22 protein-coding genes are annotated in these 15,000 nt (G+C 65.0%); 10 read left to right on the top strand and 12 right to left on the bottom strand.

Going from position 1 to position 15,000, the window contains the following annotated elements; translation table 11 throughout:
* Positions 1–12 precede the first annotated feature (12 nt).
* Entirely contained in the window at positions 13–288 is a 276-nt protein-coding gene (locus tag SARO_RS17655; RefSeq protein WP_010890948.1) for a hypothetical protein, read from the top strand.
* A 12-nt stretch (positions 289–300) separates the two neighbouring features.
* Here the strand turns inward: SARO_RS17655 and SARO_RS17650 are convergent, their stop codons facing one another.
* From SARO_RS17650 to SARO_RS17640, 3 genes are read right to left on the bottom strand one after another with little or no spacing between them, the layout of a single operon-like run.
* A complete protein-coding gene (locus SARO_RS17650; RefSeq protein WP_010890947.1) occupies positions 301–1,173 on the bottom strand; it encodes a hypothetical protein in 873 nt (290 codons plus the stop codon).
* Positions 1,174–1,188: 15 nt separating this feature from the next.
* Entirely contained in the window at positions 1,189–1,578 is a 390-nt protein-coding gene (locus SARO_RS17645; RefSeq protein WP_010890946.1) for a type II toxin-antitoxin system VapC family toxin, read from the bottom strand.
* Positions 1,575–1,820, bottom strand: a complete 246-nt coding sequence (locus tag SARO_RS17640; RefSeq protein ID WP_010890945.1) for an AbrB/MazE/SpoVT family DNA-binding domain-containing protein — start codon at positions 1,818–1,820, stop codon at positions 1,575–1,577. Before SARO_RS17640 ends, SARO_RS17645 begins: the two co-directional genes overlap by 4 nt.
* Before the next feature lie 233 nt (positions 1,821–2,053).
* Between SARO_RS17640 and SARO_RS17635 the strand changes: the two genes are divergently transcribed.
* The 3 genes from SARO_RS17635 to SARO_RS17625 are packed head-to-tail and all read left to right on the top strand — an operon-like array spanning position 2,054 to position 5,867.
* Entirely contained in the window at positions 2,054–3,268 is a 1,215-nt protein-coding gene (locus SARO_RS17635) for a tyrosine-type recombinase/integrase (protein WP_010890944.1), read from the top strand.
* Positions 3,259–5,391 carry a tyrosine-type recombinase/integrase gene (locus SARO_RS17630; RefSeq protein WP_010890943.1) on the top strand — a complete coding sequence of 711 codons (2,133 nt, stop codon included), beginning with the start codon at positions 3,259–3,261 and terminating at the stop codon, positions 5,389–5,391. The genes SARO_RS17635 and SARO_RS17630 overlap by 10 nt, the downstream gene beginning before the upstream one ends.
* A complete protein-coding gene (locus tag SARO_RS17625; RefSeq protein ID WP_011445585.1) occupies positions 5,388–5,867 on the top strand; it encodes a hypothetical protein in 480 nt (159 codons plus the stop codon). The genes SARO_RS17630 and SARO_RS17625 overlap by 4 nt, the downstream gene beginning before the upstream one ends.
* A 210-nt stretch (positions 5,868–6,077) precedes the next feature.
* On the opposite strand, the gene SARO_RS17620 is transcribed toward SARO_RS17625, so the two are convergent.
* From SARO_RS17620 to SARO_RS17610, 3 genes are all read right to left on the bottom strand, one after another.
* Positions 6,078–6,557 (bottom strand): MucR family transcriptional regulator, encoded by a 480-nt coding sequence (locus tag SARO_RS17620; RefSeq protein WP_010890941.1) that lies wholly within the window; start codon positions 6,555–6,557, stop codon positions 6,078–6,080.
* 286 nt (positions 6,558–6,843) lie between these two features.
* Positions 6,844–7,179, bottom strand: a complete 336-nt coding sequence (locus SARO_RS17615; protein WP_010890940.1) for a single-stranded DNA-binding protein — start codon at positions 7,177–7,179, stop codon at positions 6,844–6,846.
* Between the two features lie 462 nt (positions 7,180–7,641).
* On the bottom strand, positions 7,642–7,986 hold the full coding sequence (locus tag SARO_RS17610) for a thermonuclease family protein (RefSeq protein WP_010890938.1): 345 nt from the start codon (positions 7,984–7,986) through the stop codon (positions 7,642–7,644).
* Positions 7,987–8,309: 323 nt separating this feature from the next.
* Between SARO_RS17610 and SARO_RS17605 the strand changes: the two genes are divergently transcribed.
* The 3 genes from SARO_RS17605 (at position 8,310) to SARO_RS17595 (ending at position 9,400) form a co-directional block, all read left to right on the top strand.
* On the top strand, positions 8,310–8,495 hold the full coding sequence (locus tag SARO_RS17605) for a hypothetical protein (protein ID WP_011906610.1): 186 nt from the start codon (positions 8,310–8,312) through the stop codon (positions 8,493–8,495).
* A 132-nt stretch (positions 8,496–8,627) separates the two neighbouring features.
* Positions 8,628–8,852 (top strand): YgaP family membrane protein, encoded by a 225-nt coding sequence (locus SARO_RS17600; protein WP_011906611.1) that lies wholly within the window; start codon positions 8,628–8,630, stop codon positions 8,850–8,852.
* 2 nt (positions 8,853–8,854) lie between these two features.
* Entirely contained in the window at positions 8,855–9,400 is a 546-nt protein-coding gene (locus tag SARO_RS17595; protein WP_010890937.1) for an RNA polymerase sigma factor, read from the top strand.
* Here the strand turns inward: SARO_RS17595 and SARO_RS17590 are convergent.
* Entirely contained in the window at positions 9,397–10,086 is a 690-nt protein-coding gene (locus SARO_RS17590; RefSeq protein WP_010890936.1) for a pentapeptide repeat-containing protein, read from the bottom strand. The genes SARO_RS17595 and SARO_RS17590 overlap by 4 nt on opposite strands.
* Positions 10,087–10,132: 46 nt before the next feature.
* Between SARO_RS17590 and SARO_RS17585 the strand changes: the two genes are divergently transcribed.
* Positions 10,133–10,717: a YdeI/OmpD-associated family protein gene (locus tag SARO_RS17585; protein ID WP_011906612.1), complete on the top strand. Its 585-nt coding sequence runs from the start codon at positions 10,133–10,135 to the stop codon at positions 10,715–10,717.
* A 159-nt stretch (positions 10,718–10,876) separates the two neighbouring features.
* Positions 10,877–12,103: a DUF1173 domain-containing protein gene (locus SARO_RS17580; RefSeq protein WP_011906613.1), complete on the top strand. Its 1,227-nt coding sequence runs from the start codon at positions 10,877–10,879 to the stop codon at positions 12,101–12,103.
* A 6-nt stretch (positions 12,104–12,109) separates the two neighbouring features.
* Here SARO_RS17580 and SARO_RS17575 read toward each other — a convergent pair whose 3' ends face one another.
* The 5 genes from SARO_RS17575 to SARO_RS17555 all read right to left on the bottom strand — a co-directional run bounded on the left by SARO_RS17575 (position 12,110) and on the right by SARO_RS17555 (position 14,711).
* Positions 12,110–12,613: a hypothetical protein gene (locus tag SARO_RS17575; protein ID WP_041551569.1), complete on the bottom strand. Its 504-nt coding sequence runs from the start codon at positions 12,611–12,613 to the stop codon at positions 12,110–12,112.
* A gap of 98 nt (positions 12,614–12,711) precedes the next feature.
* The gene (locus SARO_RS17570; protein WP_011906615.1) at positions 12,712–13,224 is read right to left on the bottom strand and encodes a hypothetical protein; all 513 of its coding nucleotides are present in this window, start codon (positions 13,222–13,224) and stop codon (positions 12,712–12,714) included.
* Between the two features lie 43 nt (positions 13,225–13,267).
* Positions 13,268–13,591, bottom strand: coding sequence for a hypothetical protein (locus SARO_RS17565; RefSeq protein ID WP_010890932.1), 324 nt, complete (start codon positions 13,589–13,591; stop codon positions 13,268–13,270).
* An 11-nt stretch (positions 13,592–13,602) separates the two neighbouring features.
* On the bottom strand, positions 13,603–14,043 hold the full coding sequence (locus SARO_RS17560) for a hypothetical protein (protein ID WP_010890931.1): 441 nt from the start codon (positions 14,041–14,043) through the stop codon (positions 13,603–13,605).
* A gap of 62 nt (positions 14,044–14,105) precedes the next feature.
* Positions 14,106–14,711: an SOS response-associated peptidase gene (locus tag SARO_RS17555; protein WP_011906616.1), complete on the bottom strand. Its 606-nt coding sequence runs from the start codon at positions 14,709–14,711 to the stop codon at positions 14,106–14,108.
* Between the two features lie 86 nt (positions 14,712–14,797).
* On the opposite strand from SARO_RS17555, the gene SARO_RS17550 reads away from it, so the two are divergent.
* Positions 14,798–14,989 (top strand): DUF6771 family protein, encoded by a 192-nt coding sequence (locus tag SARO_RS17550; RefSeq protein ID WP_041551548.1) that lies wholly within the window; start codon positions 14,798–14,800, stop codon positions 14,987–14,989.
* Positions 14,990–15,000: the final 11 nt, after the last annotated feature.

The following is a 15,000-nucleotide window of genomic DNA, read 5'->3' as shown; positions in this document are numbered from 1 at the left end:
GGAAGGTTGAACATGGAATTCGACGACCAGATGCGGCGCTTCTTTGGGACCGATGATCTCGGAGCGGTTTCACCCGCAGCAATGGCCAGCGGCGTCGAACGGATGCAGGTCGAGTTCGGGCTCGAGCCCGACAAGGGCCGCAGATTCGCGATGTGGTCCCTGCTCTACATGCTGGGCTCGGCACCCGACCTCGATGTTGCCTTCAAGGACGATCGCGACCGCGATGCGGCACGCACGTTCATGGACCTGCTGGACCAGGCGAATGAGGACGCAAGCGGACCGCGCTAAGGCGCTAACCGTTCAATGGAGCGTTTCGCCATCGCGATTGCGGACGGGTTCCCTGTCCGTGCAGTGAGCAAGCCACTCTATGGCACCATGGGTGCAGAACCAGTCGATCCCGAGTTCCTGAGCATACCATGCAGCTTCGCTCTCGCGGCCGGGCGAATAGGTGCCGGATCCCTCGTGCCAAAGCCCTGAGTTGGCGAGATAGTGCGGGATGTGGCGATTGGCGAGGTAGGCCTTCGCCGCCATGTCGCGCGTGTGCTCGCAGTCGCCTTGCATCCGGTAGGCAAGCAGCACGCGGGTGAATTCCATGAAGGCCGAGATTTCATCACGGTGCTTGTCGAGCAAGTCTTCCGCTGCCTGATAGGCATCCGACCGGATTAGCCATATCAGAAGGACGTAGCGCAGACCTTGATTGTCGTTCGGATTTAGGTCGAGCATCTCGTGCAAGTGGGCGATTGCGGCGATCCGCTCACCCTTGTCACAAGAATACCAGAGATCCTGAGCCAGCGCGAAACGCGCGCGCATATAAGGGCGGGTATCGAGAACCAGCCAGAAATCGCCCTTGACCTCGGCAAATCGTCGTTCGCCGACCGCGAGTTCACCGGCGCAAACCGCACGCAAAAGATATTCGCGGCGCTGCGAGTCCGAGAGATTGCGAAGCTCGGAGAGTTGCAGCCAGGCATCAGCACAAAGCGGCGACCGGGCGAGGGCCTTGCGGGCCAGCAAATTGCGACGCGTCCGGTCAGGCTCGTCCCAAGCGTCATAGGCAAACTGCTGCGCTTCGTTGATATCGTCGGAACTGCCGCCGCCGCCGCTGCTGGAAAGCTTGCGCAGTCCATCGCAATCCGGGAAGCGCTCGAGGTCGGAGCCGGATTGCTTGGACGTCATCTCAATTGCCTTCCCTCAGCGAATGACTGCGACGCTAACCCCGGCGGCGGCGGCAACGGTCCGCCACTGCTTGTCCGCAGTCAGGGCTGGGAGGCCATCGCGGCGGGCCAGTGCAAGGCAGAACCGGTCGCCGAGCGACAGGCCGGCTTCGGCCGTCGCGGCGCGCAAGCGTCCGGCGATCGTGGCAAGGCCGTGGTCCGCATCGACGATGGCCATCGGCAAGGGTTTCAGCATCGCATCGACTTCGCCCGCTGGCATGCCGGCGTGAATGAAGTGGCTGACGACTTCGGCAAAGTTGACGCTGGACATGCGAGCATCCGCGATGGCGTCGGCAACCTTGTCGGCTCCGGGCTCGTCCCGGAGCAAGGCAAGGAGCGCTGAGGCATCGAGCACCACTTCGCTCATTCGCCGGATTCCTCACGGCGGCGGGCAAGGAAGGCATCGACCGAGGCCTCGGACTTGCCGCCCGTGTACTTTTTCGCGAGCGCCTGCGCGTGAGCGATGGACTGCGCGACCGTTCGCAAGATGACGCCGTCCTCGGTTTCCTCGACCAGCAAGGCGCCGCCACCAGCGAGGCCGAGCCGCTTGCGGATATCGGCAGGCAGGCTCATCCGGCCGTTTGGCGTGATCGTCACTTGAACCGTCATGGCAGTGCTCCAGGTCGCTTGGCATGCCCCTACACGAGGCAATGTTCGGACATGAATTGCATCTTATGCCATAAAACAGAAAACGTGTCACATGCACCGCATTATGGCACGATCGTCCGGATTGATAATATATATTATGTTAATACCGATACCATAACTGTCCATGTAAACTGTGTCCAGTGTGATGGCGAAAGGCTTGCAGTCACGGGGGTCTTTCAACAGTATCAGCGACCGTGTCCACTCCGTTCGCTACGACGCCCTGGCAGGCTGCGCGCATCGAAATGCCCGGCGGTCGCCGGTCGTGGACGGTATTGGATGATGACGGCGATGTCGTCGAGTGCCTTCGTCACTGGATCGTCCATCTCGAACAGACCCATGCGTCACCAAACACGATCCGCGCTTATGTTCGCCACGTTGTGGACTTCGCTAGCTTCCTCGGCGCAAACGGCGCCGGCATCCATGAAGCCACGGTTGCGCTGTATGACAGCTTCCTTGCCTGGCGGCTTGCCCGCCGAAAGGATGCGCTGCCAAGTCCTCGGCTGATCCTGCTACGCAAGCAGGAAACGCGGATTCTGGCACCATCGACGCGCAACCAGATCCAGCTCGCGGTCAAATCGTTCTACCGCTTTTACAACGGCACTGACGACTTCGCGGTCGATACGACCGAGGTCACAAAGGCCTATGACGGCCACCGGATCTACAAGCCGTTCCTTGAGCATATCAGCCAGCGACGGACGACACGGCGCAAAGACCGTTATCTCTCGGGCGATCCCGGCCGGGTCCAGCAGCAGGTGCTCAAGAAGCGGCTGACGCCGAGCGAGGTTCTGCGGCTGATCGAGGCCTGCGGGCTCGCGCGCGACGCCTTCCTGGTCGTGCTGCTCTACAACACCGGCCTTAGGATCGGTGAAGCGCTGGGCCTGCGCCATGTCGATATCGATCTCGCCGAAAAGGTCATCTGGGTCGTTCCGCGCGAAGACAATGCCAATGAGGCCCGTGCGAAATCGGGCCGGACGCGCGGTGTGCCGGTGCACGACTACGTGCTCAACATGTACGTCGATTACATCACCAGCGACGAATATCTGCCAGCCTTCGAGTCCGGCGCCGAGTACGTCTTCACCAATGTCAAAGCCGGCGTCATCGGGCACGCCATGAGCCTGTCCTACGCGCAGAAGCTCGCGGGCCTGCTGGAGCAGCGCACCCATATCGCCTTCAGCTGGCACATGTTCCGCCACAGCCATGCATCCGAGGCGATCGCGGCGGGATACAGCCTGCTCGAAGTGGCCGACCGGCTCGGGCATGCCAGCCCGCAAACGACAGCGGCGTTCTATCAGCACCTGTTCGCCTCGGAAATCCGCAGGCTTTACCTCACAGGACCCGACGAGGTGCATGAAAGGCTTGAGAAACTTCGCGAGGCTGAGCTGCTCGGAAAGGATCTGCGATGGGCCTGACGCCGCTGGCGCTCGTCGGCGGCACGCCGCACGATACCGATCGCTACAACAACTGGCTTGAGGGGCGCCTCGCGGAGATATCCCCCCTCCTCGTCGCCAATCCCATTTGGTCGGACGCCATGATGGGTGAGGTGTTCGGCCATCCCTGGCTGAGCCAGACATACGCAAGCTTGCCGCTTCAGGCTGCGGTTCCGGTACTCACCAACGAGATCAAGGCTTACCTGGCGGTATCCGTTCTCGACGATCGCAAGGCGGACGCCCACTGGTTCCAGCGCCGGATCCCGGTGATCCGCTATCTGGTAGAGGAAGGCGCGGACCTGCTTGGTCACTTTGAGGCGGGCTGCCTTGCCGACATCCCTCACCCCGGCTTCGCGCCATCAGATGACGAGGGTGCGCGCAAACGGAACCACCACAACGATGCAGTGCTGGAGTGCTACGCCGCCTGGTATGGCGCGAATTATGGACGGCGCAGGCAAAGCCAGACCCGCCAGTGGATCCGGGGCGGCAAGATCGTCACCAGCGAGTTCCGCTCACCGGAAGTGCAGCTGTTCGGTGATATCCATCGCTTCGCGATCATCAACCGGGCGCAGATGGCACCGATGCATGACCGCGACATCATCCTGCTCAACGATCTCTACAGCGAGGAGGACACACGCTTCCGCGATCGGCAACGGCGAAGCGACACCTATATCAACTTCCTGAACTTCGAGCCGTGGCTGCGCCCGCTGATGCGCGGCTTCCTGCTCGACAAGGTCGCACATGGGGAATTTGCGCCAAGAACGGTGATCGCGATGCGATCTCGGTTACGGCTGTTTGCGCAGTTCCTCCACGAAGAATCCGTCGCTGGTCCTGCGAAGATCAACGAACTAACGATGGAGCGCTATCTTGCATGGGGAAACGCGCGCAATGCCGCCGGCAAGAACTGGTACACCGACATCGTCCAACTGATGCGGGCAGCACCGGTGCTACTGCCGGGGGAATGGCCGCGGATCGCGCTCGACAAGCGCGCGGCGCGGCGCATCCGTTACAAGCAGGCACCGGATGACCCGCGCAACCGGCTCTACGCTTCGCGAGAGGGCGCCAACCGGGCGGCGCCTCCTGAGGCCTTGGCCGCGATGATGGCCAGGCTCGATGAACTGCCTGCCCCTATCCCGGTAATCTTCATGATCGGGATCACCACCGGTGCGCGAGCCGAAGACCTGCATGCCTTGCTCTTCGACTGCCTGCGGCCCGATCCGCACGACAAGCGGTTCATGCTGTTCACGTTCTGGCAGAACAAGGTCAGCCGCTGGAACACCAAGCCCTTGCTGGCGACCGATCCCGCGCACCGGGCCATGATCGAGTTGATCGAAGCCCAGCAGGATCGCGTCCGGCAGCGTTACGGGCGCGCCACGAAATACCTGTTCCCCGTCTTTTACGGCAAGCGGGAATCGTTCCTCGGCTACAACTGGACCTTGCAGGAGCTCAGGATGCTGTGCCTCAGGCACGGGATCGTCGATGGCGAAGGCAAGCCGTTCGACTTCTCATGGCATCCGTTGCGCCACCATCGAGGGACACAAATGGCGGCCGAAGGCCACGACATCCTGAGCATCATGTTCGAGCTCGGCCATGCCTCGCCGGATATGGCGTCGATGTACGTCAACAAGCGTCTCGATCTCAAGAAGAACGCCTTGCTGCGAAAGGGTGGCGGCCAGTTCTTCACAATCGCGGGCAAGGTCGACGAAGCGGTCGGCGATCTCCTGCTGCGCAAGGAAACCATGCTGGCCACGCGGGTCTGCGGCGGCGCCTGCACGCTGCCAGGGCAACTCGGCGAATGGTGCGAGCACGCCCACGCCTGCCTGACCTGCCGGTTCTTCCGCGCCGATGGCGGCGACGTGGAGCACTTCCGCTGTGAACGGGCCGGACTTTACGCCGCGATCGAAGGGCTCGAGCAGGAAGCGCAGAACTACGAGGAAGGCGGACAGACCCGCATGGCCGACATCACGCGAAAGCGCCTGCAACGCAATAAGGATGCGGTCCACAACACCGACACCATCATCCGCTCCATCGAGGAGCACGGCCTCTACAAGGGTGAAAAGCAGCGCTACAGGCCGGCCACTGCTCGAGAGGAAGCGACGTCATGACCATGGGACCGGATCTGCGGATCGCAACACTCAACGATGCCCGCAGCCGTCGTAGCGCAGAGAAGCGCGCTGCAGTCGAGGATGCGATCATGCGGCTGCGCGACACCAGGCAGGCTGTGACGTTCGTCTCGGTGGCACGTGAAGCAAAGGTCAGCCGCCAGTACCTCTACAACAACTTCGCCGACGAGATCGGCGAGGAACGCGTCGAAACCCGCGCGGAAACCGAGGTGATAGACGGCAAGAAGGTCCCGCTGCGAACGCCCGAGGAATATCGGCACATCGAAGCGGCACTCCGCAACAAGATCGAGCGCCTTGAGACCGAGCTCCGGGATGCCCGTGCCGAAAGGGCTAAGGCGGACCGAACGGCCGAGCGTGAGCGCGGTAAGGCGGAACACTGGCGTCAGCTCTACACGGCTGTCCTAGCTCGCGTATCACCGGGACAGTCGCCCGAGCCGCTGCCCTCCTCTGAAGACTGAACCGTCACGCTGCGATCGGGTTACGATCAAGCGAGTAGGAAGTGAGCCGCCTACGGCGTCTTGCACTTCCAACTCCCTTGATCGTCCAAATTATGAGCGAAACACAATGGACAGGTTTATCGCCTGCAAACCATTGAAACTAGGACACAAGACACGAATTGGTGTTGATATATGTTAAATGAAATCAAGGACTTAGCCTGATTTCAGGCGCTATCCGGCATCGGTAGCGCCAAAGGCAACGCCAAGTTTCTTGCGCGGCTTGGCCGTCTTTGCGGGTTCAGCCTTGGCCTTCGGCTTCTGTCCGGGCTTGCGGCCGAGCCCGATCCGGACCGCGAGTTCCTTGCGCTTGGCGGCATATTCCGGCGCGACCATCGGATAGTCTGCCGGCAGGTTCCAGCGCGTGCGGTACTCAGCCGGGGTCATGCCATGGTCGGTGCCGAGGTGGCGCTTGAGCATCTTCATCTTCGCGCCGCAGTCGAGACAGGTCACGGCGTCGGGCTTGACCGACGCGCGGACCGAGACTGCAGGCGTGAGCTTTTCCTCGAGCGGCTCGGGAGCCTGGCCGAGTGTGGCAAGCGAAGTATAGACCGACTGGATCAGGCCCGGCAGATCATTGGCCGAAACCGAATTGTTGCTGACATGGGCGGAGACGATGTCGGCAACGTGGTCCAGCAGGGTGTCGTCAGCCATGATCTTTGCGCTTCCTCGAAGTGGCGATGCCAGACCCTATGGGTCCAAGCGAGGAATTGCCAGTTCATGGGCGCGTATTCACGCGGCCCATGAACAAAAAAATGGGGCCAGCATTGCTGCCGGCCCCGTGAAAGTCTTGGGAGAGGATGCCTGAAAGGCAAGCCTGATATGGGTCGCGGGCACCTATGCTGCAAGTGCGAAAAGAGCCGCCGCCGTTGAATTTTTCGCACCGAGCTTCGTCCGAGATGCCCGAAGGGAGGCGGCAGTGCCGCCTCCCCGGCTCGGTTCAGAGGAAGAGGACTTCCTCGGAGACGATCTCGACCGCATAGCGCTCGACGCCTTCCCGATCGGTCCACTTCGAGTAGTGGAGGCGGCCCTGGACCTCGACCAGATCGCCCTTCTTCTTGTGCTTGGCGACCGAAGTGCCGAGGCCGTTGAAGGCGGTGATGCGGTGGAATTCGGGGATGGTCTCGGTGTAGCCCGCCTCGTTCTTGACCGTCTTGCCGTCGACCAGCTTGGGGCGGTCGGTAACGAGGGTGAACGAGGTGATCGCGGTCTCGCCGGCGTGGCGGGTTTCGGGGGCGGACGCGATGCGGCCGATCAGGATGACGAGGTTCTTCATGGGTTGTCTCCGGTCTTGAATTCGGCGGAACCGCCCGCCGATGACCCAGACAGGCGGCGCCGTTAGGCCCGGGCCCGCACCGAACGCAGAGAGGGAAACCCAAAAGCGAGGAGTGGTGCGGCAAGCCCGAAGGGCTTCACGGTCCGCTGCTTTTGGGTTGCGGCCAGGGACTGGCGCCGCAGGGTTCATCGGCAAACGAAGGGCGGTTTCGTCAATTCATGCCGGAAATCAGCAAGACCCTGGCCCCGTCAGCTTTGGTCGCCTTCCAGCACCGCCCCGATCTGCCCACGCGGCGTATGCGCACCCCGCCCTCACCGGCCCCGCCGCCCAGCCCGGCGGCATCGTCAGAACGAGGCGCTCCGACCACAGCCCCATACACCAACGCCGCCTCGGCCCTTGGCACCGGAGCCGCACAAGTGCGCGCGTTTCGAGGTCCGCGCAGCCGCCCACCGCAGTGGACCTTCAGCGCCAGGGCCGCGCGAGACCCTGCGAGATGAGGTAGTCACCGGCGTCCACGCCACCCACCGACACGGTGGCCAGCGTCCGCCCGTAGGGATCGGTCCCGAGCCGTTCGATCATGACCCGGCCGCGCGACAGCAGCCGGACGAGCGCGACGCGCGAGGCTTCGCCCGCGGCAAAGTCACACCAGGCATAGGACCGGCGTCGGTCCTGACATTTGGGGCTGTCGGGTAGCTCCGGCGCGTCGATGTTGGCGATCCGCACCCGCTCGCGGCCGCAGCGGATCGTGTCGCCGTCGTGAACCGATGGCGAAAGGCACAGGACGGCGGCAGCGAGAACGACAGGCATGGTCGGAACCCTAGCAACCTCTCCCGTCAACGCCAATGGCCCCGATCGTCACCCGCAGGGCCGGCATCCCATGCCGGCTTGGCTAGGCTGGCGGCGGCGCGAAAGCGTCGCCGGCCGCCAGCCAAGTAGAGCGGGTTGCCCCAAGCCCGCGCGGGGCGCGGGCGCCGGGGTGCCCCCTTCCCTCTGCAATTTCCGCCTACAGCTTTCCAGAAATCCGCAGGCCCTTCTGCCCGGCAGGATAGACCTCGACCGCGCTGGCGCGGGAGCGTAGTCTGGCTGGACCGCCGCGGTGTTCGCGGAGCGGAACCGCACGGGAGTGGGCGATGGCCGCAGAACCACAGATGCCCAGCGCGCTGCAGGTGGCCGAAGCGCTATCGCAGGTCCTCCAGAAGAAGCTCGGCGACCCGGCTGCCGAACAGGTGGTGCTATCCCGCGAGGAAGCCGCGCTGTGCCTCGGTCTGGTCAACGGCGTGGTCGAGAACCTTGAAACCGAGCAGCGGAAGCCCTGAAAGGCCCCCCCCCGGACCGTGACAAAGTTTTTGCGCGGGGCCCGCGAACCGTTTTGCCAAAATGCGCCCTCTTGCCTTGTGAGGAGCGGCAGAACGCCGGCTCCTGGCAAGCCAAGAAGGAGCTTGAAGCCGATGTTCTATTCCAAAAACGTGCCCGGTTGGGAACGTGTCCTGCGCCTCATGATGGGCATGGGCGCGCTCGCCTTTGCCTGGATCAACTGGCATGTCTCGCCGATGGCGGTGATGGCGGGCGTGATGGGCGCCATGCTGGCGATGACGGGATTGATCGGGTTCTGCCCGGCCTGCGCGATGGCGGGCCGCAAGCTCGAGAAAGCCAGGCTGGACAAGAGCAAGTAGCGATGGGCAACAGGCAGCAAAGCGAGACAAGCCGCGGCGAGTTGATCCTCGCCGCGCAGGGCGGTGACAGTGTCGCCATCGGCCGCCTGCTCGCCAGCTGCCAGAACGACATCCGCCGCTATGCCCGGCGGCACTGTGCCGCCAGCGACATCGACGATGCCGTCCAGGAAACCCTGCTGGTGATCACCCGCAAGGTCGCGAGCCTCAGGGCCGCGGCGGCGTTCACGGGCTGGCTGTTCACCGTCATCCGCCGCGAGTGCCAGCGGCTTGCCCGCGCGATGCTCAGCCAGGGTGCCGAACCGCTCGATGTGGCCGAACAGCGGATCTGCACGCTTCCCGACGAAACCCTGCGGCTCGATGTCGCCGCCGCGCTGGAATCGCTGCCGGCGCACTACCTCGAGGTGATCCTGCTGCGCGATTTCGAGGAACTGACGATCGCCGAGATCGCCGGGCGGCTCCATGAGCCGGCAGGGGCGATCAAGAGCCGCCTGCACCGCGCCCGCGCGCTGGTGCGCGAATACCTCTCGCACGAGGCGGCAACGCCTTAGCGGACCGACAAACCGAGTTCGCCAAGCAGTTGCCCGGCCTGCTCGCGCGAGATCGTCGCCCCGCGAAACAGGTTGGCATCGACCAGGCGCAGCCCGCCAAGATTGGCACCGCGCAGGTCCGAGCCTTCGAAGCGCGATCCCGCGACCATCGCTTCGCGCAGGCTGCATTCCTCGAACACCGTCATGCGGAAGTCGCCCTTGCGCAGGTCCGCACCGGAGAGGTCGACCCGGCGCAGGGTCTCCTTACGGAACGAGAAGCCGGGCAGCTTGGCGCTGACCAGCAGCACTTCCTCGAAGTGGATATGCATGGCCCGCGCTTCGGAGAAATCCGCACCGGTGAGCTTGGTCCCGACGAACTTCGCCGAGGTCAGCGTCGCGCGCCGCCAGACGGAATTGTTGAAGTCCCCGCCAGCGAACGCAGCCTCGCTGAGATTGGCACCGACGAAACTCACAAAGGGTGCCCGGCAGCCTTGCCAAATCGAGCCTTCAAGCTTGGCAGCGCTGCAATCGGCCTTGCGCAGATTGCAGCGTTCGAAGCGCCAGCCCGTGAGGTCGAGCCCGGAGAGGTCGGCCTCCTCGAGGTCGCAATCAGTCACGACCTGCGGCGCGCCGCCAGTGAGCGGTGCGAGATCGGAACGCGTCAGCGTCAGCCCCGAAAGGCCGCGAGGAGAAAACAAGTCGTCCATCCCCCTGCCCTAGCCGCCGGTAGCCAGGGCCGCTAGGCTCCGCACCATGACCGAAATACGCGGCAATCTGCCGATCCTGCTGTTCGCAGCCCAGGCTGCGTTCGAGGATTGGCTCGCGCAGCAACCGGAAGGCGCCCCCGGCGCATGGCTGCGCTTCGCGAAGAAGGGCGCTGCAATCACCAGTCTGACCAAGGCCGAGGCGATCGATGCGGCGCTGTGCCACGGGTGGATCGACGGCCAGCTCGACAAATACGATGCGGAGAGCTGGCTGATCCGCTTCACGCCGCGCAAGGCCCGCAGCAAGTGGTCCGAGGTCAACCGGACCCGGGCCGAGGAACTCATCGCGGCAGGGCGGATGCGTCCGCGCGGGCTTGCCGAAGTGGATCGCGCCAAGGCCGATGGCCGCTGGGCGGCGGCCTATGCCCCGGCGAGCACCGCTATGGTCCCAGAGGATCTGGCCCAAGCACTTGCCGCAAGTACCAAGGCCGCGGCGTTCTTCGCCATGCTGACCGGCGACAACTGCTACGCGGTGCTCTACCGCATTGGGGCAGTTAATCGGGCCGAGACCCGCGCGCGCAAGATCGCCGAGTTCGTGGCCATGCTCGCTCGCGGCGAGACCCTCCACGGCTGAACCAGAGCCGACTCAGCCCGGTCACCGGACATCTTGCCGGGACGGAATGCGCGGCATAGACTGATCCTAGCGTCCCCATCCGGGGCCGCGTCCAACCGAAGGAGATGCGCGAGAGGTCGAACGGGCAGCGTCGATCGCGAGAAATTGGAGCAGAACCCAATGATCCAGCGATACCGTGTGCTCGGCCGCAGCGTGGCCGAAGGCGATGAACTTCAGCCGCTTTTGGCAAAAGCCTACGCGCAAAAGGCCCAGGTCCTGTGCGAATGCCGCAAGGGGACCGACCTGCCGCTCTACATTTCGCACAGGAACGACCGCTACGTGCTGGCGCGCTGGCCGGGCTCTGGCGCGCGGCACGCGACCGCCTGCGACCACTACGAGGCGCCCGATTACCTGACCGGCATGGGCCAGGTCCGCGGCGCGGCGATCATCGACGATGAGACGAGCGGCGAAACCAGCCTCAAGCTCGGCTTCCCGCTCTCACGTGGCAGCGCCCGGCTCGCGCCCGCGGCGATAACCAACGACAAGCCGACGGTGAAATCGTCGGGCCAGAAGCTGTCGATGCGCGGGCTGCTCCACGTCCTATGGGACCGCGCCGAGCTCACGCACTGGCATCCCAAGATGGCAGGCAAGCGCAGCTGGTTCGTGGTGCGCCGCGCGCTGCTCGAGGCAGCCGCGTCATGCCGGGCGAAGCAGGAGGCCCTTCCCCATGTGCTGTTCGTGCCGGAAAGCTTCAAGCTGGAGGAGAAGGAGGACATCCGCGCCCGCCGCCGCACCGCGCTCGAGCGGGTCTACCGCTCGCGCGACGAGATGATGGTGGTGGTCGGCGAGATCAAGGAGATCGTCTCGGCCCACGGCGCGGAGCGGATCGTCCTGCGCCACGTCGGCGACATGCCGTTCGTGATGGACACCGATATGGCGCGCCGGTTCCACAAGCGGTTCGCGGGCGAACTCGCGCTGTGGCAGGCGCAGCATGGCAGCAAAGCCGAGCAGGATCACCTGGTGATCGCGGGCTCGTTCGCGCGGCGGCGCGAAGGCACCTTCGACCTGATCGAGGTCGCACTGATGCCGGTGACGCCCGAATGGCTCCCCTACGAGACCAGCGACGAGCGCTATCTGATCGCCAAGGCGGTCGCCGAGAAGCGCCGGTTCGTGAAGGGCCTGCGCGTCAATCTCGACGTCGACATGCCGATCGCGAGCCTGGTGCTGAAGGACACTGGCGAGGAAGCCTGCGCGGTGCATATCCATGACCGCGACAACGAAGTGGCCGAGCCGCTCGAGGCGCTGCTCGCCGGGCAAGGCGTCGCGCACCGGTTCTGGAAGGAAGGCGAGCCGCTCCCGGCGCGCGTCACGCGGCAACGACGCTGGGAAGCGCAGGCCGCAGCCTGATCGTCCTCAGTCTTCCGGACGGGGTAGCGGCCGGGTCGGCAGGAGATCGACCCGGCGCGGACCCGGTGATGCCGCGCGCAGCGCTTCGAGGCGCGCCGGGACTTCATCGGCGTGCTGGGTGATCTCGAACCGCTGCAGGGAGACGATGGTCCAGACCGCCAGGTCGGGGTTGTCGGTCACGTGGACCGAGTAAGCGAGCGGCAGCTTCTCGGGGTAAAGCCAAAGCAGCAGCACCGGGAGCGCCGCGAGATTAGGGTGGCCATCGATCGCCAGCAGCGTGAGCACGCCGGTGTCGCGGTCGTAGCGGCAGGTGATCCCGAGCGGTTCGGGATGCCCGACGAGGCCGAGGATGGTTTCGCGCGCCTTGGCGCCGAACACCGCATCGAGTTCGCCCGGCGGCTGTGCGGCCGGGTCGGTGGCGAGATCGGCGAGAAACAGTTCGACCGCGGCGAAGCGCGCGGCCTCTTCGCGGGTGCAGGTGATTTCGAGAGTGAGCGTGCGAGACGACATGGTCTGAGGGCTTTCGCTTGGCATCGCGCAGCACCGCTGCCCGGCGTCATGACGCCGGGATACGGTCAAGAACGGCGCAAATGCGCGGGGTTGAAGGGTCAGAGGACGAGGTGACGTTCGACGTGCGCGCTCTCGCGGGCGCGCTGGAGGTTGTAGACGGGCACGCCGTATGTTGCGGCAATGCGCAGCGCCTGGCCGGTGCCGCCCGAGGCTTGGCCGTCGGCGGTCCAGCACAGCACGAATTCCGAAGGGCTATCGAGCGCGGGGCCGAGCACCTGGAAGACGTTGCGGGTGTGAAGGTCCTGGACGAAGCGCGAGAGAGTGCCAAAAGCCGGATGGTGCGCCGCGGCGATCTCGCGCGCCCTGCCCCAGACATCTTCGCCCAGCGTGCCCGCATGAAACGCGCTTCCCGAGCCGCGCCAGCCCGGCACCGGCAGGAAGATCTGCGCCGCCTCCCCCGCGCCGTGTTCGAACGCACTATCGGCGCCGATCGCATGGCCCGAACGCAGGACATAGCCGCGCTTGAGCAGGGCAAATGCGGCGCGGGTCATCAGGCTGAGCACTTCGGGCGGCGTCCTGCGCGCGCCGATCCCGGAATAGAAGCGAAGCATGGCCGGTCTCCCCAATGGAACACCGGCTCCAAGCCCCCTCCCCTCACTGGCCGTCGGCGGCGTCCGGGTACCAGTCGAGCACCGGCGGGTCGGGATGGCCCACATCGAATGCGGCAATGGCCGCGTGGGTAATCCAGGTCGCGGGGCTGCGCAGCGCGACATAGGCGCCGTAGAAGCGGCCACGATGCTCGACGAACTGGGCATGGACATCCTCGGCCACCGCCTCGCTGACCAGGAACCCCGGCATGCCCCGGACGTGGACTGGTGGGAGGACGCCGAGCATGTCGTCGTGGAAGGCCTCGCTCACCCGGGACAGCGGGAAGCGGGCGAGAAGTTCGGCAATTGCCGTGTCACGGTTCTCGGTCATGGCCTGGCTCCTCACACGAGAACGAACGGCGGGATGGTCAGCTCGGCGCGGGCCATCTCTCGCTTGAGCTCACGCAAGCGAGTGAAGCCCTTGATCCACGACGGCGGAAACAGAACCCATTCGTCCTCGCTCGCCGTGTAGTCGCGCAACGGGCCGCTGCCGTCGAACAGGATGATCTCGGGCAGGAAGGCACCGAGGCAGCCGCCCGACCAGCGGCGGAACGGCAGGCCGTGCTCGCAGCAGAAAGCGTCGATCTCGGGGATCTGCCCACCGTTGAGCTCGGTGCCGTAAAGCTCGAGCGGCTCGCCCGCGACCAGCGCGGCGGGATCGAACGGCTCGCCGTCCCATTCGGTACGCAGGTCATAGTCGGCCGCGTGCGCGGCGAAGACCTCAAGATGGTCGCGCGGCAAGGTGCCGCCGATGGTGATGTGAACGGGAGCGCGGTCGCCCATGGGCCAGGTCCTTTCGCGGGTGTCGTTGATCCGACCCCGCTCAAGTCCCCCTCCCCTCGATATCAGCCGCGGCGGGCGGCCCAGCGCTCGGGGGTTCGGTCGACCTCAAGCGCGCTTGAGCATGTCTGGCACAGCGCAAAGGCCTCGGCCGGGGTGCCCGACAACCATTGCTCCCAGTCGCTCCGCGCCAGCACGACCGGCATGCGGTCATGGACATCGGCCATCTGCGGGCAGCCATCGACCATCACCATCGAATAGGCCTGGCCCCATTCCTCGGTCGGACGCCAGAGTCCGGCGACGGCGAAGACCTCTTCGCCCGCCAGCGAGTACCAGGTGCGGGTCATTGCACCCTTCGCGCCTTCGGCCTCGGCCCAGGCACTGACCGGGATCAGGCAGCGGCGGCGCTCGAAGCTGGCCCGCCAGAACGCCGTCCAGAGCTTGTCCTCGCGCGCGTTGTTGACCGGCTTGGGCTTCAATGGCTGACCGCTCTTGCCCTTGAGCACGAGCGGGAAGCCCCAGGTCATCACCCGGGCCTCGCCTTCGGCAACCACCAGCCCCGGATAGCTCGGATAGACCTCGGCCGCGAAGTTGGCGCCCTCCCCCGCCCGCGCGCCGAACAGCCGGGCGATCTCGGCAGGCGCCTTGGTCATGCGGTACAAATTGCACATGGCCTGATGCTCGGTTGGACGGGGCCCCGTGTCAATCGAACAGGCGCACCCTTGCAAATATGTTCCCTCTATGTTCTGTTGCCCTCATGGAACGAATCGATACGTCTGCGGTCGCACATGCGATTCTCGACGCCCCGGGCTGGGCGCGCGTCGGCATTACCGCCCCAAGCTCCTGCCTGCGCGAGGATGCTGCGCTCGAGCTCGCCCGGGTTATCGCCGATGCCGTGACCGCGCCTGCCAGCCAGATGGCCGAGGCACAGACTTCGCTGCCGCTCTGAGGCCAGCAGGC

The sequence above is a fragment of the Novosphingobium aromaticivorans DSM 12444 genome (genome assembly GCF_000013325.1).
GTDB classification, from domain to species: Bacteria; Pseudomonadota; Alphaproteobacteria; order Sphingomonadales; family Sphingomonadaceae; genus Novosphingobium; species Novosphingobium aromaticivorans.
The sequence above is the reverse complement of the archived record's forward strand: the minus strand, read 5'-3'. Positions and strand labels throughout refer to the sequence as shown.